The organism is Streptomyces sp. G5(2025) (assembly GCF_049542075.1).
In the GTDB taxonomy this organism is placed as follows: Bacteria; Actinomycetota; Actinomycetes; order Streptomycetales; family Streptomycetaceae; genus Streptomyces.
The window spans coordinates 1,670,839-1,693,894 of the sequence record NZ_JBMUZT010000002.1 but is presented as its reverse complement, the minus strand read 5'-3'; the positions used below and the strand labels follow the sequence as shown (position 1 = coordinate 1,693,894).

Annotated in this window: 6 protein-coding genes; all 6 read left to right on the top strand. The window is 73.0% G+C overall.

Annotated elements, in window-relative coordinates; translation table 11 throughout:
* Positions 1–21: 21 nt before the first annotated feature.
* Complete coding sequence (locus ACOBQB_RS07840; protein ID WP_423589866.1) at positions 22–7,032, top strand: amino acid adenylation domain-containing protein; 7,011 nt, start codon at positions 22–24, stop codon at positions 7,030–7,032.
* Positions 7,029–8,012: a condensation domain-containing protein gene (locus ACOBQB_RS07835; RefSeq protein WP_423589864.1), complete on the top strand. Its 984-nt coding sequence runs from the start codon at positions 7,029–7,031 to the stop codon at positions 8,010–8,012. Before ACOBQB_RS07840 ends, ACOBQB_RS07835 begins: the two co-directional genes overlap by 4 nt.
* Positions 8,009–11,026, top strand: coding sequence for a non-ribosomal peptide synthetase (locus ACOBQB_RS07830; RefSeq protein ID WP_423589862.1), 3,018 nt, complete (start codon positions 8,009–8,011; stop codon positions 11,024–11,026). The genes ACOBQB_RS07835 and ACOBQB_RS07830 overlap by 4 nt, the downstream gene beginning before the upstream one ends.
* Positions 10,960–11,181: a phosphopantetheine-binding protein gene (locus tag ACOBQB_RS07825; protein WP_423589860.1), complete on the top strand. Its 222-nt coding sequence runs from the start codon at positions 10,960–10,962 to the stop codon at positions 11,179–11,181. The genes ACOBQB_RS07830 and ACOBQB_RS07825 overlap by 67 nt, the downstream gene beginning before the upstream one ends.
* Positions 11,182–11,276: 95 nt before the next feature.
* Entirely contained in the window at positions 11,277–21,974 is a 10,698-nt protein-coding gene (locus ACOBQB_RS07820; protein WP_423589858.1) for an amino acid adenylation domain-containing protein, read from the top strand.
* Positions 21,971–23,044: a 3,5-dihydroxyphenylacetyl-CoA synthase DpgA gene (gene dpgA / locus ACOBQB_RS07815; RefSeq protein ID WP_423589857.1), complete on the top strand. Its 1,074-nt coding sequence runs from the start codon at positions 21,971–21,973 to the stop codon at positions 23,042–23,044. The genes ACOBQB_RS07820 and dpgA overlap by 4 nt, the downstream gene beginning before the upstream one ends.
* Positions 23,045–23,056 lie beyond the last annotated feature (12 nt).

Below are 23,056 nucleotides of genomic sequence, written 5' to 3'. Positions count from 1 at the left end.
GCGCACTTCGAGACTGGCGGAGTGGCAGACCCGAATACGTACCGACCCGCGAGCCCCGCCCAGCAAGGCGTCTGGCTGGCCCACCAGCTGGACCCCGGCAGCCCACTGCTCACCTGCGGGGTCCGCCTCGCGCTCGACGGCGACCTGGACGTCCCGCTGCTGCGGGAGGCCGTACGCCGCGCACTCGCCGAGACGCAGACCCTGCGGGCGCGGTTCGTCGCGTACGAGGACGAACTGCGCCTGCGGATCGCCGACGTGCCGGACGACCCGCTGTCCGTCGTCGACCTGCGCGCGCGGCCCGCGGACGACGCGGAGGCCGCGGCCAAGGCATGGATCGACGCGGACCTGGCGGCCCCCATGGACCTGGTCCACGGCCCCCTGGCGGCGCACGTTCTGCTGAGGCTCACCGGTGACCGGGCCTGGCTCCACCTCCGCTACCACCACATCGCCCTCGACGGGTACGGCCAGAACCTCTACCTGCGCCGCGTCGCGGACCTCTACAGCGCTCTCGCGGAGGGGCGCGAGCCCGGCCCGAGCGGCTTCGCGCCCCTGGGCAGCCTCCTCGACGAGGAGGAGGAGTACCGCGCATCGCCACGCCATGCGCGCGACCGCGCCCACTGGCTGGGGGAGTGCAGCGAGGCCCCCGCGCCCGTCACCCTCGCCGGACGCGCCGCCGCACCCTCCGCCGCCGTCCTGCGCAGCTCCGTACGGCTGCCGGGGGAGCGGGTGGCCCGGCTCCTTGAGGCGCTGCCGGGCGCCGCGGGCCGCTGGTCGCTCCTCGTCGTCGCCGCGACGGCCGCATACCTGCACCGGCTCACCGGCGCCCGCGACGTGGTCGTCGGCCTGCCGCTCGCGGGCCGCGTCGGTGGAGCCGCGGCCACGACGCCGTCGCTGGCCGTGAACGTGCTGCCCCTGCGGCTGACCCTCGACGCATCGACGACGTTCACCCAGCTCGTCGACCAGACCCGGGGGCGGGTCAGCGAGGCGATCAGGCACCAGCGCTACCGCGGCGAGGAGCTGCGGGCCGAACTCGGCCTCTCCGGCGCGGCGCAGGACCTCTTCGGACCGTCCGTCAACACCGTCGCCTTCGCGGAGGACCCGGTCTTCTCCGGTCTGCGCGTCACCCGCCACCAGGTCATGACGGGACCGGTCAGGGACCTCTCGGTCGTGGCGGTCGGCACCCAGGACGGCACCGGCGGCGTCCAGCTCGAACTGGAGGCCAACCCCGCCGTGTACGACGAGGAGGAGCTGGCCCGGCACCGCGACCGGTTCACCGCGTTCCTCGACGCGCTCGCACACACACCGGACGAGCCGGTGGCGCGCGTCGAGCTGCTCTGTGCCGACGAGCGGCGCCTGCTGCGCGCGTGGCGCGACACCGGCACGGGCACGCCGCCGCCCACGTCGAACCTCGTGGAGCTGTTCGAGCGGGTGGTGGAGCGGCACGCGGACGCGCCGGCCCTCGTATCCGCCGAAGAGACCCTGACGTACCAGGAGTTGAACGCGCGCGCGAACCGTCTCGCCCGGCATCTCATCGCGCGAGGCGTGGTCACCGGCGACCTCGTCGCGGTGCTCATGGAACGCTCGACGGACCTCGTGGCGGCGATCCTCGCGACACTGAAGGCGGGCGCGGGCTATGTGCCGCTGCACCAGGGACACCCGGCCGGGCGCGCCCGGCAGATTCTCGCCGACACGGAGGCACGCCTCCTCCTGACCGACGCGTCGACGGCCGGGAACGAGGCCGCGGCGGACGGTCCGCCCGTGATCGAGGTGGGCCCCGGCCACCTGTCCGGCGGCCAGGACGCGGCGAATCCCGGCACGGCCGTTCCGGGCGACGCGGTGGCCTACGTGATGTTCACCTCCGGGTCGACCGGCCGGCCCAAGGGCGTGACGACCACCCACGCCAACGTCGCCGCGTTCGCGCTCGACCGCTGCTGGAGCGACGAGGTCGCCGAACGCGTCGTGTTCCACGCCAACCACGCCTTCGACGCCTCGACCTACGAACTCTGGGTGCCGCTGCTGCGCGGCGGACGCGTCATCGTGGCCCCGGCGAAACCGCCCACGGCGGCGCACATCGAGAGCCTGATCGCCACCCACAAGCCGACCAACATCCACGCCACGGCAGGTTTGTTCCGCGTCCTCGCGCAAGAGTCGCCGCACATCTTCGCCGGGCTGCGGGAAATCTCCACCGGCGGCGACGTCGTCTCCGCGGATGCGATCCGCGCCCTGCAGCGCGCCTGCCCCGGCCTGGTGATCCGCTCCACCTACGGGCCGACGGAGACCACCGCCTTCGCCACGCACATCCCGTACACGGCGGCCGATCCGGTGCCCGACGCCGTGCCCATCGGCCGGAGCATGGACCACACTCGCACCCATGTCCTGGACGCGCGGCTGTGCCCGGTTCCCATCGGGGTGCCGGGCGAGCTGTACGTGGCGGGCGCGGGCCTCGCCCGCGGCTACTGGCGGCGCCCCGCCCTGACCGCCGAACGCTTCGTGCCCGACCCCTTCGGAGCGCCCGGCGAACGCATGTACCGCACGGGAGACATCGCCCGCTGGCGCCCTGACGGCACGCTCGACTACCTGGAACGCGCCGACGACCAGGTCAAGATCCGCGGCTATCGCATCGAGCTCGGCGAGGTCGAGGCGGCACTCAGACGCAGCCCGCTCGTGGGCCAGGCCGTGGCCCTGGTGCGGGAGTTCCGCTCGGTCGGACCACAGGCTGCCGCGCAGCCGACGGACGGCGTGGACAAGCGCCTCGTCGCGTACGTGGTTCCGCCGGCCTCCAGTGGTTCGGCGCCGGGCGGGACGGCCGCCGCCCCGCGGCCCCAGCTGCTCCGCGCCGAACTGGCCCGGCAGCTGCCCGACTATATGGTGCCCGCGGCCGTCGTCGTCGTCGACGCGTTGCCGATCACGGCGAACGGCAAGCTCGACCGGGACGCCCTGCCGGTGCCCGACTTCGGGGCGGCGCCGGGACGGGTGCCCCGTACCCCACTGGAAGCGGCGCTCTGCGGGCTCTTCGCCGATGTGCTCGGCGTCGAGCGCGTCGGCATCGACGACAGCTTCTTCGACCTGGGCGGCCACTCGCTGACGGCCACGCGCCTCGCGGGCCGCGTCCGGTCGGCGCTCGGCCTCGAACTGGAGATGCGGGCGCTGTTCGAGACGCCGACCGTCGCGGCGCTCTCCCCGGGCCTTGCCGCGGCCAGGAAGGTGCGGCCCCAGCTGGTTCCCTCGCCCTCTCGGCTTCCCGAACCGCTGCCCCTCTCGTACGCTCAGCGTCGGCTCTGGACCATCGCCCAGCTGGAGGGCCCCGGGCCGACGTACCACATGCCGCTCGCCCTGCGTCTCTCCGGGCCGCTCGACCGCGAGGCCCTGGCCCAAGCGCTGACGGACGTGACGGAGCGGCACGCCGGTCTGCGGACCGTCTTCCCGAAGGGGGCCGACGGGCAGCCCCACCAGAGGGTTCTCGGCCCGACGGAGGTCGGCCCGCTTCTCACCGTGGTCGACACGGACCCCGATGAGGTACCGGCACTGCTCGCCGCGGAGGCGGCGCGGGCCTTCGAGCTCACCGAGCAAGTACCCCTGCGGGCCCGGCTGTTCGGCCTCGGACGCGACCAGCACATGCTTCTCCTCGTCATCCACCACATCGCGTGCGACGCCTGGTCGGTGCCCCCGCTGATGAGGGACCTCTCCGCCGCGTACGCGGCCCGATGCGAGGCACGGGGAACGGAACTGGCGCCGTTGCCCGTGAGCTACGCGGACTACACCCGGTGGCAGCGGGAGCTCCTGGGCGAGCTCGACGACCCGGAGAGCCTCGCCTTTGCTCAACGTGACTACTGGCTGCGCACACTGGACGGTCTTCCGCAGGAACTGGCGCTGCCCTTCGACCGCCCGCGCCCGCCGACCGCGTCGCACCGTGGTGGTTCCGTGCCGCTCGTGATCGACGCCCGGCTGCACGACCGGCTCGGGCGCCTCGCCCGTGAGGAAGGCGCCAGCGTCTTCATGGTCGTGCAGGCGGCACTCGCCGGGCTCCTGACGCGGCTCGGCGCGGGCGATGACATCGCCATCGGCGCGCCGATGGCCGGGCGCACGGACGACGCGCTCGACGACCTGGTGGGCTTCTTCGTCAACACGTTGGTGCTGCGCACCGACACCTCGGGCGACCCGACGTTCCGCGAACTCCTCGGCAGGGTGCGTGATGCGGACCTGGCGGCCTTCGCCCACCAGGACATGCCCTTCGACCGCCTTGTCGAGGCACTCAACCCGCGGCGCTCGCTGGCGCGGCACCCGTTGTTCCAGGTGATGCTCGCCTTCCAGGGCGTCGCCGACGTGGAGCTGGAACTCGCCGGGCTGCGCGTGGAGCGCGAACCGCTCACCGCCCCCGCGGTCAAGTTCGACCTCTCCTTCGAGCTCGCCGAACGGTTCGCGCCGGACGGCACGGCCGCCGGAATCGTCGGCAGCGTCGAGTACGCGCGCGACCTCTTCGAAGCGGCGACGGCAGCCGGCGTCGCCCGGCGGCTCGTGTGCCTTCTCGATGCCGTGGCCGCCGACGCGGACCTCCTCCTGAGCCGGGCCGACCTGCTCGAACCCGCCGAGCGCGAGCGGCTGTTGGGCGACCTGAACGACACCCGTGCCGCCCTCCCCGAGGCCACGGTGGCGGACCTCTTCGCGGCGCGGGCGATCCGTGCCCCTGAATCCACCGCGGTCGTCTTCCGGGACACCGAGCTGACCTACCGCGAACTGAACGCCCGCGCGGACCGCCTGGCCGGGCGCCTGGCGGGCCACGGCGCGGGCCCGGAGCACGTCGTCGGCATCGCGTTGCCGAGGTCCACGGAGCTGATCGTCACGCTCTTGGCCGTCCTCAAGACCGGCGCGGCGTTCCTGCCGATCGACCCGCAGCTGCCGCGCGAACGCCTTGAGTTCATGCTCCGGGACGCGGACCCGCTGTGCGTCGTGGTGTCCGGGAGTGCCGCCACCGGCACGCTGCCGGACACCGGGCACGCCCGCCTCGTACTGGACGAGCAGGACCAGCGGGGCGAGCCGGACGCACCGGCCCCCGCGCGCGAGCAGGCAAGGCGGCCCGGTGGCCGGCAGCACGGGTCCCACCCCGCCTACGTGATCTACACCTCCGGCTCGACCGGGCGCCCGAAGGGCGTCATGGTGACCCGCGACGGCATCGCCAACCGCCTCGCCTGGATGCAGGACCGCTACCGCCTCACCCCAGAGGACCGCGTGCTGCAGAAGACCCCCGCGAGCTTCGACGTGTCCGTCTGGGAGTTCTTCTGGCCGCTCGTTCAGGGCGCCACACTGGTCGTCGCCGAACCGGAGGGCCACAAGGATCCCGACTACCTGGCCGACGTGATCCGCGAGCGCGGCGTGACCGTGGCGCACTTCGTGCCCTCGATGCTCCAGGCGTATCTTCAGGCGCCGCGTGCGGGTGAACCCTCGGCACTGCGCCGTGTGTTCAGCAGTGGCGAGGCACTGTCGCGAGAGCTTGTGTCCGCGTACTTCGCCACGGTGGACGCACCGCTGTCCAACCTCTACGGGCCGACCGAGACGGCGGTGGACGTCACGGCGTGGGACTGCGCCCCCGACGACGCGTCGAGCGCCGGACCCGTGCCGATCGGGGAACCGGTCGCGAACACCCGCCTCTACATCCTGGACGGCAGCCTCGGGCTCGTCCCGCCGGGCTCGGTGGGGGAGTTGTACGTGGCGGGCGCGCAGTTGGCGCGCGGCTACGTGCGCAGGTCCGCGCTGACGGCCGAGCGTTTCGTGGCGGATCCCTACGCGAGTCTGTACGGAGCCGCCGGTGAACGCATGTACCGCACGGGCGACTTGGCACGCCATGGCCCCGACGGGCAGGTCGAGTACGTGGGTCGCGTCGACGACCAGGTGAAGGTGCGGGGCCTGCGCATCGAGCCGGGCGAGGTCGAGGCCGCCCTCGTCGCGCACCCCCGGGTGGCGCGGGCCGCGGTGGTGGTCCGTACGGACGGTCCGGGAGAGCCACGGCTCATCGGGTATGTGGTGCCGGCAGGAGGCGGCGTGCGAGCTGTTCCCACCGGTTCGGCCCTCGGCGCACCCCACGGATGTGATCCGGCGGACGTACGGCGTTCCGTGCGCGACGTGCTGCCCGAGTACATGGTCCCCGCGGCCGTCGTCGTCGTGGACGCGCTGCCGGTGACGGCGAACGGGAAGCTCGACCGTGCGGCACTTCCCGCGCCCGTGTTCACCGCGGCGCCCGGTGGCCGCCCCGCCCGCGCGGGCCGCGAGCAGACCCTGTGCGGCCTGTTCGCCGAGGTGCTCTCGGTGGACGCGGTCACCGTCGACGACGGCTTCTTCGACCTCGGCGGCGACAGCATCCTCGCCATCGACCTGGTCGGCCGGGCGCGCGCCGTCGGGCTCGTGCTCACCCCCGGCGACGTGTTCCGCTGCACCACGGTCGCGGAACTCGCCGACGCGGCACGCGAAGCCGTCGAGGACGGGCCTGCCCCAGCCGCCCCGGAGTCCGGCACGGGTGCCCTCTGCCCGACGCCGATCATGCACTGGCTCCGTGAGCGCGGCGGCACGGCGGACGCCTTGGACGCCTTCCACCAGTCGGCGCTCGTCTGGACCCCGCCGGACCTCGACGAGGCCGCTCTGACCGCGTCGGTGCAGACGCTGCTCGACCACCACGACGCGCTGCGCATGCGCCTGGACGGCGACGCGACGACGCCATGGCTCCCGTACATCCCCGAAACGGGCACGGTCGACGCCGCTGACTGCGTACGCAGGATCGACGTGGCCGGGGCGGACGCCGTAAGCCTGCGGGTCCGTGTCGCCGAGGAGGCCGAGACCGCGCCGGGCCGCCTGAGGCCGCGCGAGGGCACCGTGCTCCAGGCCGTGTGGTTCGACGCGGGCCGCGAGAGACACGGTCAACTGCTGCTCACGGCCCACCACCTGGCGGTGGACGCGGTGTCCTGGCGCATCCTGCTCGCCGACCTCGCCGCGGCCTGGGAGGCCGTCGCCGCGGGGCTGCCCCGGCCCCGGCGCCGGTGGTGACCTCCCTGCGTGCCTGGGCCGCCGCTCTGGTGGAGCGGGCACGCACGCCGGAGCGGGTGGCGGAACTCCCGGCCTGGACGGAGTTCCTGAAGCAGCCCGAACCATTACTGGGTGCCCGTGCGTTGGATCCGCGACAGGACGTCGGCGCGACCGCACTGTCCCGCACGGTGACCCTGCTCGCGTCGGACACGACCCCGCTCCTGGACGGCGTACCCGCGGCCTTCCACACCGACGTGCCCACCGTGCTGCTCACCGGTCTCGTGCTCGCCCTCGCCGCCTGGCGCCACGACGGCGGCAGGGCCGGCGGCGGGAGCGCGCTGATCGACATGGAGGGACACGGCCGCGGGGCGACGCTGGTGCCGGGCGCCGATATCTCGCGCACCGTGGGCTGGTTCACGACCCTGCATCCCGTACGCCTGGACGCGGGCCTCGACGCAGACGACCTGGACGACATCCGGGCCGCGGGGCCCGCGGTGGGCGCCGCCCTCAAGCGGGTCAAGGAACAGCTGCGAGCGGTGCCGGACAGCGGCGTCGGCCACGGTCTGCTGCGTTACCTGAACAGCGAGACGGCAGCTGAGCTGGCCCGGCAGGACCGCCCCCAGATCCTCTTCAACCACCTGGGCAGACTCGCGGTCGCCGACGACCGCGCGCCCACCGCCTGGCGCCCCGTCGCGTCCCCGCCGGGCCCGCCGCGCGGCCCGGCAGGCCTGGCGATGTCCCACGCCCTGGAGATCACCACCCTGGTCGAGGACCACGGCGGAGGCCCGCGCCTGCACGCCACCCTCTCCTGGCCCGGCGGCCTCTTCGCCGAGTCCGAGGTGGCCGCACTCGCGGAGCACTGGCTGGCGAGCCTGCGCGCGCTGGCCCGGCACGCCGCGCGGCCGCGCGCGGGCGGCCGCTCGCCGTCCGACCTCGCCCTGCTCTCCCTCAGCCAGGAGCAGATCGAGCGGCTTGAGAACACTTGGAGGACTTCGCGGTGAGCGCGGAAATCGAAGACATCCTGCCCCTGTCCCCGCTGCAGGAAGGACTGCTCTTCCACACCCTGCACGGCAGAAAGGGCAGAGCGGGCACGGCGGACGGATACGGCGTCCAGCTGACCCTGCGCCTGGCAGGCGCCGTCGACCCCGCCCGGCTGCGTACCGCCTGCCGGGCGCTCCTGAACCGCCACGCGAACCTCCGCGCCAGCTTCCTCCACCAGGACCTGGACCGCCCGGTCCAGGTCATACCGGCCGACGTGGACGCCCCCTGGCGCGAGCAGGACCTGCGCACCGCGGGAGCTGCCGCCGGAGGTGAGAGCACCGCGGCACCCGAGGAGGAAGCGGCCCGCCTGCTCGCGGCGGAACGGGACCGTGGCTTCGACCTCTCTCACGGACCCCTGATCCGCTTCACCCTCCTCCGACTCGCCGACGAACAGCACCTGTTCTCTCTCACCTACCACCACATCCTCCTCGACGGCTGGTCCGTCCCCGTCCTTGTGCGCGAGCTGCTCACCCTCTACGCACACCACGGCGACCCCGCGCGCCTGCCGAAGGTCCGCCCCTACCGCGACTACCTCGCCTGGCTCGCCGAGCAGGGCCAAGACGCCGCGCGCACGGCCTGGGCCGCCGCACTCGCGGGCCTCGAAGGCCCCACACAGCTGGCGCCGCACGGCGACGACGACCGGCCCGCGCAGGCCCCCGCTCACCTCACCACGGACCTCACCGAGGGTCTCACCCGTGACCTGCGCACCCGCGCCGCCGAGCACGGGCTGACCCTCAACTCCCTGATCCAGGGCGCCTGGGGCGTGCTCCTGCACAAGCTCACCGGCCGCGACGACGTGGTCTTCGGCAGCGTCGTGTCGGTACGGCCACCCGAGCTCCCCGGCGTGGGCGAGATGGTCGGTCTGCTCATCAACACCCTGCCCGTACGCGTGCGGATCGCCCCCGCCGACAGTCTGGCCGCCGTCTGCACCCTCCTGCAGGAGGAACAGGCACGGCTGATCGACCACCGGCACGTCGCACTCGCCGGCCTGCAACGCGACGTAGGCGCGGGGCAGTTGTTCGACACCGTCGTCGTGCACGAGAACTACCCGGCGTACGAGGAACCGGTGGGCGCGGACGAGGAGCGGCCCCAGATCACGGGTACGGAGGACCGGGGCGGCACGCACTACCCGCTGGCCCTGATCACCCACCCCGGCGACCGGCTGCGGCTGCGCGTCGACCACCGGCCCGACCTCTTCGACGCCTCCGCCGCGCGTGGCATCCTCGACCGGCTCGTCCGCATCCTGGAGGCGACGTCGGACGACCCCGGCCGCCTCGTGGCCCGTACGGACGTCCTCTCCGCGGAAGAGCGCGCACGCACGCTCACCGACTGGGCCCCGGGCAGCGCCCCGGCAGTCCCCGAGCACCCGCTCGCCCCGACCCTGCCGCGGCTCTTCGCCGCCCGGGTGGCGCGGCACCCCGACCGGGTGGCCGTCGAAGAGGCCGACGCCCGCCTCACCTACCGCGAACTGGACGCGCGCGCCGACACGCTGGCCCGCGAACTCGTCGCCCGCGGCGTCGGCCCCGAGGGCCGCGTGGCCGTCGCGATGGAGCGCTCGGCGGAGCTGGTGGTGGCGTTCCTCGCGGTGGTGAAGACCGGCGCGTCCTATGTGCCGCTCGACGCGCGCTGGCCCGAGGAGCGCCGCAGGTTCATCCTGCGCGACACCGGGGCGGGCGTCCTGCTCACGGATACGGCGCCGCCCCGCACGCTGGCCCCGGACACCACCGGCGAGGGCACCGCCGCGGAGGCACATCCGGGCGGCCTCGCCTACGTGATGTACACCTCCGGATCCACGGGCGTGCCCAAGGGCGTCGCCGTCACACACCACGACGTGCTCGCCCTCGCCACGGACCGGCGCCTCAGCGGCAGTGCCCACGAACGGGTCCTGCTGCACTCGTCGCACGCCTTCGACGCCTCCACGTACGAGATCTGGGCCCCGCTCCTCAACGGCGGCCGGGTCGTCGTGGCACCCCCGGGCGAACTGACCGTGACCGCCGTCAAGGAGCTCGTCACCGGACACGAGCTGACCGGCATGTTCCTGACGGTCGGCCTGCTGCGTCTCCTCGCCGAGGAGTCGCCGGACTGCTTCGGCGGGTTGCGGCAGTTGTGGACGGGCGGCGAGCGCGTGCCGTCCGAGCCGCTGCGCGCCGTGCTGCGGGCCTGCCCGGACACCACGGTCGTGGCCGTGTACGGGCCGACCGAGACGACGACCTTCGCCACCTGCCACGCGTTCCGGCCCGGCGACCGCGTCGCGGACGTGGTGCCGATCGGCCGCCCCATGGACGGGAGGCGCGCGTATGTCCTCGACCGCGCCCTGGGCCTTGTCCCGCCGGGCACGGTGGGTGAGTTGTACGTGGCGGGCGCGGGCGTGGCGCGCGGCTACCAGAACCGTGCGGGTCTGACCGCCGGACGATTCGTGGCGGATCCGTACGCGGTGTCGTACGGGGCCGCGGGCGAGCGGATGTACCGCACCGGTGACTTGGCGCGCCAACTGCCGGACGGCGAACTGGAGTTCGTGGGGCGGGTCGACGGCCAGGCGAAGGTGCGCGGCTTCCGGGTCGAGCCTGGCGAGGTCGAGGCCGTGCTCATGGAGCAGCGGCACGTCGGGCAGGCGGCGGTGGTGGTGCGGGAGGACCGGCCCGGCGACCGGCGTCTGGTCGCGTACGTGGTGCCGGGCGGCGGGGTGGCCCGCGACGAGATCGACGTCGCGCACGTCGAAGCGGTGGCCGCCGAGCGCCTCCCCGGCTACCTGGTGCCCTCGGCGACAGTCGTCCTGGACGCCCTTCCGCTGACCGTCAACGGCAAGCTGGACACGGTGGCACTGCCGGCCCCGGCCGCCCGGCCGCCGCGGGCGGCCGTGCGCCGCGCTCGGAGCGGGAGCGCGCCCTGTGCGTCCTGTTCGCCGAGGTGCTCGGCCTGCCCGCGGTCACCATCGACGACAGCTTCTTCGCGCTCGGCGGCGACAGCCTCCTGAGCATGCGCCTGGCGAGCCGCGTCCGCGCGGCCCTGGACGTGGAGCTCGACCTCCCCCTCCTGTTCCGGCACCCGACGGTGGCTTCCCTGGAACCCCTGCTCGATCGGACCCCGGCCGCCGCCCCGCAGCGTCCCGCCCTGAGACGCATGCGCTGACCCGAAGGCGTGCGCTGCCCCGGCGGCGGGCCCGCACGCCGCACACCCTCACCTGGCACAGCCGCACACCTCACCCGGCACATAGGAGACCCCGAGTGATCCCTCTATCGTTCGCACAGCGACGGCTCTGGCTCACCGGGCAGCTGGAGCGCCGCTCCGCCACGTACAACATCCCGCTCGCTCTGCGTCTTCGTGGCCCCCTGGACCGAGCGGCGCTCGCGGCGGCACTGCGTGATGTCGTGGCGCGGCACGAGAGCCTGCGGACGGTCATCGGGCGGGCGGCGGGCGAGGCCTTCCAGCAGGTGCTGGACCTGGACGACGTGGGCGAACTCCTCACGGACGTGGCTCCTGGCGCGGTGGGCCCGGTGGGCCCGGTGGGCGAGGAGGACCTGCGAGAAGGGCGGCTGGGCGAGGTCCTGCGCCGGCTCGTCGGGCACGAGTTCGATCTGACGGCCGATGTGCCGCTGCGGCTGTGGCTCTGCCCGACCGGCCCCGACGAGCGGCTGCTCGTCCTGGTGGTGCACCACATCGCGGCCGACGGCTGGTCCATGGGGGTCCTGCTGCGTGATCTCGGGGAGGCGTACGCGGCCCGGCTGCTGGGGAGGGCACCGCTGTGGGAACCACTGCCGGTGCAGTACGCGGACTACACCCTCTGGCAGCGCGAACTGCTCGGCGACGAACACGACCCCGGCAGTCTCGTCGCACAACAACTCACCTACTGGCGGAAACAGTTGTCGGGCATCCCGGAGGAGCTCACCCTGCCCGTGGACCGTGCACGCCCGCCGGTCGCGAGCCGGCGCGGCGGCACCGTGCCGCTGGTGCTCGGTGCCGAACTCCACGGCCGCGTCACGGAACTCGCCCACACGCTGGGCGCGAGCGTCTTCATGGTGGTGCGAGCCGGGCTCGTGGCGCTGCTCTCCCGGCTCGGCGCCGGCGACGACATCCCCGTCGGCACGCCGGTCGCGGGCCGCACCGACCGGGCACTCGGTGACCTGGTGGGATGCTTCGTCAACACCCTTGTCCTGCGGACCGACACGAGCGGTGACCCGACGTTCGCGGAGCTGGTCGGGCGAGTACGGGACGCGGACCTGGCGGCACTCGCCCAGCAGGACCTGCCGTTCGACCGGCTGGTCGAGGCGCTGAACCCGGCACGCTCGCCGGCCCGGCACCCACTGTTCCAAGTGATGTTCTCCTTGCACAAGTTCGCCGGCACCGCGCCGCGGCTGCCCGGCCTGGACGTGGAAGTGCTGCGGCTCGACTTCCCCGTCGCCCACTTCGACCTCTCCTTCGATCTCACCGAACGGCTCACCGACGACGGCCGGGCGGCCGGGATCAGCGGCACGCTCGGCTACGCCACCGACCTGTTCACCCCGCGGACCGCCGCTCTCGTCGCCGAACGCTGCGTCCGCCTCCTGGAAGCCGCCGTCGGCGACCCGGCGCGACCGGTCACCGGCATCGACCTCCTGACGGCGGCCGAGCACGACCGCCTGCGGGCCGAGGCGGACGCCGCCCGCGACGCCGCGGCTCGGTCCGCGACGGTGACCGAGCTGTTCGCGGCCCGCGTGGCACGCCGCCCGGACGCCGTCGCGCTCGTCGATGACGCCACCGAACTCACCTACCGCGACCTGGACACCCGCGCGAGCCGCCTCGCGCGCCACCTGCGCGCCCGGGGTGCGGGGCCCGAACGTCTGGTCGCCGTCCTCATGGACCGCTCGGCCGACCTCGTCGTGGCGCTCCTCGCCGTCCTCAAGGCGGGCGCGGGCTACGTCCCGCTGGAGCCCGGCACGCCCGCGACGCGCACCCGCTTCATCCTCGACGACACACGCGCCGCACTCCTCCTGACGGACGGCGGCACCGCACCCCCACGGGACCTGGGCATCCCGGTCCTCGACATCACCACGGTCACCACGGTCACCACGGACGACGAGACCGACGAGACCGACGAGACCGACGAGACCGACGAGACCGACGAGCGGCGGACCGCGCCGCCCGTCGCCGTCCACCCCGACCACCCCCTGTACGTGATGTACACCTCCGGCTCCACCGGTCGCCCGAAGGGAGTGGTGACGCCGCACGCGGCCGTCGCGGCGTTCGCGTCCCACGGGCGTCGCCGACCGGACGACGGCGGTCCGCGGACCGTCCTGTTCCACGCCAACCACGCCTTCGACGCCTCGACGTACGAACTGTGGGCGACACTCGCCCGCGGTGGGCGGGTGGTGATCGCACCGCCGGGCCCGGTGGGCGGCGCGGCGGTGGCGCGGTTCACGGCCCGGCACGGCTTGACCCACGTGCACGTGACCGCGGGCCTCTTCCGCGTCTGGGCGGAGGAGGAACCGGAGGTCTTCAAGGGCTTGCGGGAGGTGACGACCGGCGGTGACGTCGTCTCCGCGGCCGCGATCCGCGCGGTGCTGCGTGCCTGTCCCGACACCGTGGTCACGGCGGCGTACGGCCCCACGGAGACGACGGCCTTCACGACCCTGAGCTCCTTCCCCGCGGGCTCGGACCCGGGCCGCGTGCCCAACGTGGTGCCGATCGGCCGCCCGATGGACGGGACGCGGGCCTACGTCCTCGACCCCCGTCTCGGGCTCGTCCCGCCGGGTGTGGTGGGCGAGCTGTATGTGGCGGGCACGGGGCTGGCGCGCGGCTACCAGGGGCGTGCGGGCCTGACGTCGGAGCGCTTCGTGGCCGACCCCTACGCGGTGTCGTACGGCGCGGCGCCGGGGGAACGGATGTACCGCACCGGTGACTTGGCCCGCCGTCTGCCCGACGGTCGGCTTGAGTTCGCGGGCCGCGTCGACGACCAGGTCAAGGTGCGCGGCTTCCGTGTCGAGCTGGGCGAGGTCGAGGCCGCTCTGCTCGCTCACCCGGACGTCGCACAGGCGGTTGCTGCGACGAAGCGGGACGGCGCGGGTGACAAGCGTCTGATCGGGTACGTCGTGCCGGTGCGTGGCACCGGTCCGGTCACCGCCACCAGCGGCGCGCCGCGGGCCGTGGACACCGAGGCGGTCCTCCGCCACGCCGGGACCGTGCTGCCCGACCACGCCGTGCCGTCCGCCGTCCTGCTCCTGGACGCGTTGCCCCTGACCCCGAACGGCAAGCTGGACCGCGACGCGCTGCCGCACCCCGACCCCACCGCGACGCCCGGCGGCCGCGCACCGCGCTCGCCACGGGAGCAGGCGCTGTGTGCGCTGTTCGCGGAGGTTCTCGGGGTGCCCGAGGCGACGATCGACGACAACTTCTTCGCTCTGGGAGGCCATTCTCTCCTCGCGACCCGTCTGGTCAGCCGGGTGCGGGCCGAACTCGGCGTGGAGCTGGGCATGGCGGAGCTGTTCGCGGCGCAGACGGTGGAGGTTCTGGCGCGCGAGCTGCCGCACGCCGTCACGGACCGCCCGGCCCTGCGCGCACGCAGCCGCCCCGACCGGCTCCCGATGTCCTTCGCGCAGCAACGGCTGTGGTTTCTGGGTGAGTTAGCGGGTCCTTCGGCGACGTACAACATTCCGATGGCGGTGCGTCTGACGGGGGTGGTGGACCGTGCGGCGCTCGCGGCGGCGCTGCGGGACGTGGTGGAGCGGCACGAGAGCCTGCGGACGGTGTTCCCGCGCACGACGGGCGAGCCGTTCCAGCAGGTGCTCGCCGCGACCGGCACGGGAGACCTCCTGACGTACGGGACGCCCGGCGGAGTGCCTCCGCGGGAGGCGCCAGAAGCGGCGGCGGCGTATGAGTTCGACCTGGCGTCGGAGGCACCGCTGCGGGCATGGCTGGCCGCGACGGGCCGCGACCGGCATCTGCTCGTCCTGGTGGTGCACCACATCGCGGCGGACGGCCGGTCCATGGGCGTGCTGCTGCGTGATCTCGGGGAGGCGTATGCCGCTCGGGTGCGGGGGCGGGGGCCGCGGTGGGAGTCGTTGCCGGTTCAGTACGGGGACTATGCGTTGTGGCAGCGTGAGTTGTTGGGCGTGGAGGGTGATCCGGGGAGCCTGGTGTCGCGGCAGTTGGGTTTTTGGCGTGGGGAGTTGGCGGGGGCGCCGGAGGAGTTGTCGTTGCCGTTGGATCGGCCGCGGGGGGTTGCGTCGAGTGGGTGTGGGGGTGTGGTGCCGTTCGGTTTGTCGGCTCGGACGCATGAGTGTCTGGTGGCGGTGGCGGGTGAGGCGCGGGCGAGTGTGTTCATGGTGGTGCAGGCGGGGCTTGCTGCGGTGTTGTCGCGGTGGGGTGCGGGTGAGGATGTGCCGTTGGGGACGGCGGTGGCGGGTCGGACGGACGAGGGTTTGGAGGATCTGGTCGGGTTTTTCGTGAACACGTTGGTGTTGCGTACGGATGTGTCGGGGGATCCGAGTTTTCGTGAGGTGGTGGAGCGGGTGCGGGCCACGGATCTGGCCGCTTTCGCGCACCAGGATGTGCCCTTCGAGCAGCTGGTGGAGTCCCTCAACCCGGTCCGCGCCGCGGCTCGCCACCCGCTGTTCCAGGTCATGATCGGTTTCCAACCCCCGTCGCGCCAGGCCGGGCTGAGCCTCCAGGGCGTCGCGGTCGAACCGCTCCCGGCCCGGCCCGCCACCGCGAAGTTCGACCTCTCCTTCGACTTCGCCGAGCGGTACACCGCCGACGGCGCCCCGGCGGGCATCGACGCCGGCCTCGGCTACGCGGCCGACCTCTTCGACCACGCCACCGCGCAACGCCTCGCCGACAGCCTCACCCGCCTCCTCGAAGCCGCCGCGAGCGAACCGGGCCAAAGGCTCGGCGCCCTCGACCTACTGGATCCGGGGGAGCGCGAACGCCTGCTCGGCGACGGAGACGGCGGGCGCCAGGACCTCCCGCCCACGAACGTCATCGACCTCTTCGAGACCCGGGTGCGCAGCACCCCCGAAGCCACGGCGGTCGTCGGCGGGGACGGCACCGAGCTCTCGTACGCCGAACTCGACGCCCGCGCCGACCGTCTCGCACGGCGTCTCGGCGCGGCAGGGGCGGGACCCGAGCGTCCGGTGGCCGTCCTCATGGAGCGTTCGCCGGAACTGGTCGTCGCGCTGCTCGCGGTGCTCAAGACCGGGGGCGCCTACGTGCCGCTCGACGGCAGGTGGCCACGCTCGCGGATCGAGTTCATCCTCCTGGACACCGGCGCGACCGTCCTGCTCACGGACGGCACCACGGACGTCCCGATGGACGGCGTCGTGCGCATCCACATCGGCGAGGACGTACCGGATGCGGACGAGGGTGAGGCGCAGAGCGCGGTGGCCACCCCGCGCACCGGCCGCGCTGTCGGGCCCGACGGCCTGATGTACGTGATGTACACGTCCGGCTCGACCGGACGGCCCAAGGGCGTCGCCGTCAGCCATCGCGGCGTCATGGGTCTGGCGGCCGACCGGCGGTTCGCCGACGCCGCGCACCGGCGCGTGCTGTTCCACTCGGCCCATGTGTTCGACGCGTCGACGTACGAGATCTGGGCGCCGCTGCTCGGTGGCGGCACGGTCGTGGTGGCCGCACCGGGCGAGCTGAGCCCCGCCGTGCTGGAACGGGCGACCGGGCAGCAGGGCGTGACCGCCCTGTTCGTCACGATCGGGCTCTTCCGCGTCCTGGCCGAGGAGGCACCGGACTGCTTCGCCGGACTGCGCGAGGTGTGGACGGGCGGCGAGTCGGTGCCGTCCCCGGTCGTGGGCAGCGTGCTGCGGGCCTGTCCCGGAACCGCCGTGATCGACGTCTACGGTCCGACGGAGACGACGACCTTCGCGACCTGCGGAGCCGTAACGGAGGCCGACCTGGCGACGGTGTCACCGCCGATCGGGCGGCCGATGGACGGCACGCGGGCCTACGTGCTCGACGCGGGCCTCGGCCTCGTCCCGCAGGGCGTGGTGGGCGAGTTGTACGTGGCTGGTACGGGTGTGGCACGCGGCTACCAGGGACGCGTGGGTCTGACGTCGGAGCGTTTCGTGGCGGACCCGTACGCGGTGGCGTATGGCGCGTCGGGTGAGCGGATGTACCGCACCGGCGATCTTGTGCGGTGGCTGGCGGACGGGCGTCTTGAGTTCGTGGGCCGTGTCGACGCTCAGGTGAAGGTGCGCGGCTTCCGCATCGAGTTGGCCGAGGTCGAGGCGGCACTGCTCGCTCACCCGCACATCGTGCAGGCCGCCGCCGTCGTACGCGAGGACACCCCGGGAGACCGGCGCCTCGTCGCCTATGCGGTGCCGGGCGCGGACGTGGACCCACAGGCCGTCGACACCGCGGATCCCGCTGCCCTGACCGGCGATCGCCTGCCGGACTACATGGTGCCGTCCGCCGTGGTGGCCGTCGACGCACTGCCGCTGACCGTGACCGGCAAGCTAGACCAACGAGCCCTTCCCGCACCGAGGTTCCATCGCGCAGCTGCCGGACGGGCGCCCCGGACACCCCGCGAGGAAGTGCTCTGCGGGATCTACGCCGATCTGCTCGGCATGCCCTCGGTCACCGCCGACGACGACTTCTTCGCCCTGGGTGGTCACTCCCTCCTGGCGACCCGCCTGGTCAGCCGCGTGCGATCCGCATGGGGCGTCGAGCTGCGCATCCGCACGCTCTTCGACCACCCCACGGTCGCCGCGCTCGCCGCGCAGCTCCCGGAAGGCGGCGACACGGTGCGCCCCGTGCTCGGCGTACGGACCCGTCCCAAGCGCCTGCCCGTGTCCTTCGCGCAGCAACGGCTGTGGTTCCTGGGTGAGTTGGCGGGTCCTTCGGCGACGTACAACATTCCGATGGCGGTGCGTCTGACGGGGGTGGTGGACCGTGCGGCGCTCGCGGCGGCGCTGCGGGACGTGGTGGAGCGGCACGAGAGCCTGCGGACGGTGTTCCCGACCTCGGGCGGCGTCCCCTACCAGCGGGTCCTCGCGCCCGCCGACGTGGGCGAGACGCTCTCGGTGGTGCGCGTGGATCCCCGGAAACTGGACGAGGAGCTGGCCGCACGCGCGGAGTACGCCTTCGACCTGAGCGCCGAAGTTCCCCTACGGACCTGGCTCCTTGAGGTGACGCCACGCGAGAGCGTGCTGCTGCTCGTGGTGCACCACATCGCCGGGGACGGCTGGTCGGTGGGGCCACTGGCGCGTGATCTCGGGGAGGCGTATGCCGCTCGGGTGCGGGGGCGGGGGCCGCGGTGGGAGTCGTTGCCGGTTCAGTACGGGGACTATGCGTTGTGGCAGCGTGAGTTGTTGGGCGTGGAGGGTGATCCGGGGAGCCTGGTGTCGCGGCAGTTGCGTTTTTGGCGTGGGGAGTTGGCGGGGGCGCCGGAGGAGTTGTCGTTGCCGTTGGATCGGCCGCGGGGGGTTGCGTCGAGTGGGTGTGGGGGTGTGGTGCCGTTCGGTTTGTCTGCTCGGACGCATGAGTGTCTGGTGGCGGTGGCGGGTGAGGCGCGGGCGAGTGTGTTCATGGTGGTGCAGGCGGGGCTTGTTGCGGTGTTGTCGCGGTGGGGTGCGGGTGAGGATGTGCCGTTGGGGACGGCGGTGGCGGGTCGGACGGACGAGGGTTTGGAGGATCTGGTCGGGTTTTTCGTGAACACGTTGGTGTTGCGTACGGATGTGTCGGGGGATCCGAGTTTTCGTGAGGTGGTGGAGCGGGTGCGGGCCACGGATCTGGCCGCTTTCGCGCACCAGGATGTGCCCTTCGAGCAGCTGGTGGAGTCCCTCAACCCGGTCCGCGCCGCGGCTCGCCACCCGCTGTTCCAGGTCATGCTCACGCTCCAGAACGCCGTCCGGCAGGCGCTTGACCTGTCCGGCCTGCGCGTGGACCCGATGGCGGCAGGGGCGAGCGCCGCGAAGTTCGACCTCTCCTTCGACCTCACCGAACGGTTCACCGCCGACGGCGCCCCGGCAGGCATCGAGGGCGGCCTCACGTACGCCACCGACCTCTTCGACCGCGCCACGGCCGAGGCACTGGCCCGCCACTTCACCCGGCTGCTCGACGCGGTCACCCGTCAGCCGGAGCTTCGCGTCGCCGACGTGGACCTGCTCACGGCGGACGAGCGCGCACGGATCGTGGCCGACGGCGACGGCGGGACGACCACGGCGGCGACACATCAGGGCGTGGCGGAGCTGTTCGAGGAACAGGCGGTGCGGAACCCGGAGGCGCCCGCCGTCACAGGCGAGGACGGCACCTTGACCTACACGCAGGTGAACACCGCCGCCAACCGCCTCGCGCACCGCCTCATCGCCCATGGAACCGGCCCCGAGGACGTGGTCGCCGTGGTCATGGAGCGGTCGGCGGAGCTCGTCGTGACCCTGCTGGCCGTGCTGAAGGCGGGGGCCGCGTTCCTGCCCGTAGAGCCGCATCTGCCCACCGAACGCGTCGCGTTCATGTTCGCCGACGCACGCCCCGGCTGTGTGGTGACCCGGGCGGCGGCGGCCGGTGTGGTGCCGGACACCGGCGTTCCCGTCGTGGTCATCGACGAACTTCCTGATCACCACACCGGCGAACCGCCGCCGGACGGACAGGACCTGGGCGACCCGGCCGACGCGACCCGCGCCCGGCCGCTCCACCCGTCCCACCCGGCGTACGTGATCTACACATCTGGTTCGACGGGGCGCCCCAAGGGCGTGGCGGTCCCGCAGCGCGCCCTCGTGAACCGGCTGCGCTGGATGCGGGAGCGGTCCCCGTTGACCTGCGACGACCGCGCCCTCCTGAAGACACCTGCCAGCTTCGACGCGTTCGTGCCGGAGTTTCTCGGGCCGCTGATCGACGGTGCCGCGCTGGTCGTGGCGCGGCCGGACGGCCACCGGGACCCGGAGTACCTGGCCCGGCTGATCCGTGAGCGGCGCGTGACGACGGCGACCTTCGTGCCGTCCATGCTCCAGGCGTTCCTGCGGACGCGTGAGGCCGCGCGATGCACCTCGCTGCGCCGGGTCCTGAGCGGCGGCGAACCCCTCACGCACCGCACGGCCACCGCCTTCACCGACACGCTCGACGCTTCCCTCACCAACTGTTACGGGCCCGCCGAGACGACCGTGGACGTGACGGTGTGGGACTGCCCGGACAGCCCGGCATCGGACGGTGACGACGGCGGGGCCGACAGCGGCGGTGCGGCGGGCAGCGGCGCTGTCCCCATCGGGGCGCCGGTCCCGCACACCCGCGTGTACGTCCTGGACCACCGGCTCGCCCCTGTGCCGCAGGGCGTGGTCGGTGAGCTCTACGTGGCGGGCACGCAGCTGGCGCGCGGCTATGTGCGGCAGCCGGGTCTGACGTCGGAGCGTTTCGTGGCGGACCCGTACGCGGTGGCGTATGGCGCGTCGGGTGAGCGGATGTACCGCACCGGCGATCTTGTGCGGTGGCTGGCGGACGGGCGTCTTGAGTTCGTGGGCCGTGTCGACGCTCAGGTGAAGGTGCGCGGCTTCCGCATCGAGTTGGCCGAGGTCGAGGCGGCACTGCTCGCTCACCCGCACATCGTGCAGGCCGCCGCCGTCGTACGCGAGGACACCCCGGGAGACGCCCGGCTCGTCGGCTACGCCGTGCCCGTGCCCGGCGCGCGGTGCGAGAGCGCCGAGCTCAGGGACCACGTACGGCGGACCCTCCCCGACCACATGGTGCCGAGCGCGGTCGTCTTCCTGGACGCCCTGCCCGCGACGGACGGCGGGAAGATCGACCGGCGGCGGCTGCCCGCACCCGACCACACCGCGTCCCCGGTCGGACGGACGCCTCGCACGGCGCGCGAGCAGGCACTGTGCGGCCTCTTCGCGGAGACCCTCGGTCTGCCGTCCGTCACGATCGACGACAGCTTCTTCGACCTGGGCGGACACTCCCTGCTGGCGGCCCGCCTCGTCAGCCGGATGCGCTCCGTCCTTGGTGCCGACGCGGGTGTACGGACCCTGTTCGAGGCGCCCACGGTCGAGGCCCTGGCCCGCCGCCTCGCGGGCACGCCCCCCGCGCGCGACGCCCTCGACGTGCTCCTGCCGCTGCGGGAGCCGGAGGCGGGGCAGGGTGCTGAGCCACCGCTGTTCTGCCTGCACCCCGGCGCCGGTCTCAGCTGGTGCTATGCCGGGCTGCTCCGGCACGTCCCCTCCGACGTGCCCGTGTACGGCCTCCAGGCGCGCCTCCTGTCGGAGGGCGGCGGGGCACCGGCCTCGTTCGCGGACATGGCGGCCGACTACGTCCGCTGCATACGCGGCGTACAGAAGTCGGGCCCGTACCGCCTCATCGGCTGGTCGATGGGCGGCACCCTCGCCCACGCCGTGGCGACGCGGCTCCAGGCGGCGGGCGAGGAGGTGGAGCTGCTCGCACTGCTCGACGCGCGGCTCTCCGACGAAGGGCAGCTCTCCGACCGAGCGCGGCCCGGCGCCGAGGACGCCGCGCACGCGCTCCGCGAAGGGCTGCGCGAACTGGGTCACACGGCCGAAGAGATGTCGGCCCAAGGGGTGGCGGCCACAGACCTGGACATCAGCGAAGCCGCGCGCTTCCTCGTCCGCAACGACGCGGAGTTCGCCGGGATGGAGGAGACCACGGCCAGAGCGATGGTCGAGCTGACGCTCGCCGGGAAGCGCCTCGCGCACGAGCACCGTCCCGATGTCTTCCACGGGGACGTCCTGTTCTTCGAGCCCGTGGACGCACCGCCGCACGCGCCGTCGCGGGCCTTCGCGCCTTATGTGAACGGACGGACGTCGACGTACCGAATCGACTGCGCCCACAAGGAGATGATGCAGCCCGAACCGCTCCGCGACATCGCGGCGACCCTCGTACACCACCTGAAGCAATCGCTCAGCACCGGCGGACCGACCAGCACCGGCGGACTGATCACCACCGGCGAAGCGATCACCACCAGCGGAGCATCCCTGGAAGGCGGGACCGCCGAATGACAGGAATCCTGGCCGGGCCACGGCCCCGCATTCTCGATGTCGCCACCGCGACACCGCCCCTTTCCTACACCCAGTCCGAAGTACTCGACCTCTACGGAATCACGGACCCTCGCATCAGGTCGCTCTTCACCAACAGCGCGATAAGGACACGGCATTTGACCTTGCCGCCGCTCGACCCGGAAACCGGCAGGCCCCGGGCGGAAAGCCAGGGTGAACTCCTCGCCAAACACCGGGAGACCGGCATCGCCATGGGCGCGGCGGCCCTGGAGAGCTGCCTGAAGCAGCTCGGCGCCTCCGTCGACGACGTTGACCACCTCACGTGCGTGACCAGTACCGGCTTCCTCACACCGGGCTTCTCCGCGCGGCTGATCCGCGAGATGGGGCTGCCGCGGAACTGTTCGCGGACGGACATCGTCGGCATGGGCTGCAACGCGGGCCTGAACGCCCTGACGTCCGTGTCCGGTTGGGCCGGCGCCCATCCGGGGCGGCTTGCCGTCATGCTGTGCGTCGAGGCGTGCTCGGCCGCGTACGTCTTCGACGACACGATGCGCAGCGCTGTCGTCAACAGTCTCTTCGGAGACGGCGCGGCCGCAATGGCGGTGATGGCCGGCGACGAAGCGCCGCAGGACGGTCCGCAGATCCTGAAGTTCGCCGGACTGCTCATCCCGGAGGCGCTGGGGGCGATGCGCTACGACTGGGACGACGCCCAGGGGAAATTCAGCTTCTTCCTCGACCGCGAGGTGCCCTATGTCGTCGGAGCCCATGCGGAGGAGGCCGTCGACTCGCTCCTCACGGACACCGGGGTGCGGCGCACGGACATCGCGCACTGGGTCGTGCATTCCGGCGGAAAGAAAGTCATCGATTCCGTCATGGTCAATCTGGGCCTGACACGCCACGACATGCGGCATACGGTGAGTGTGCTGCGCGACCACGGAAATCTCTCCAGTGGTTCCTTCCTCTTCTCCTACCGCCGGCTCCTGGACGAAGGCGTGGTGCGCCCCGGCGAATTCGCCGTCCTGATGAGCATGGGCCCCGGTTCAACCATCGAAACCGCACTTGTGCGGTGCTGACCTGGATGGATG

What these genes read in the sequence shown, in the direction of transcription:
- dpgA (WP_423589857.1), top strand. Translation starts at nt 21,971, where the DNA reads ATGACAGGAATCCTGGCCGGGCCACGGCCCCGCATTCTCGATGTCGCC.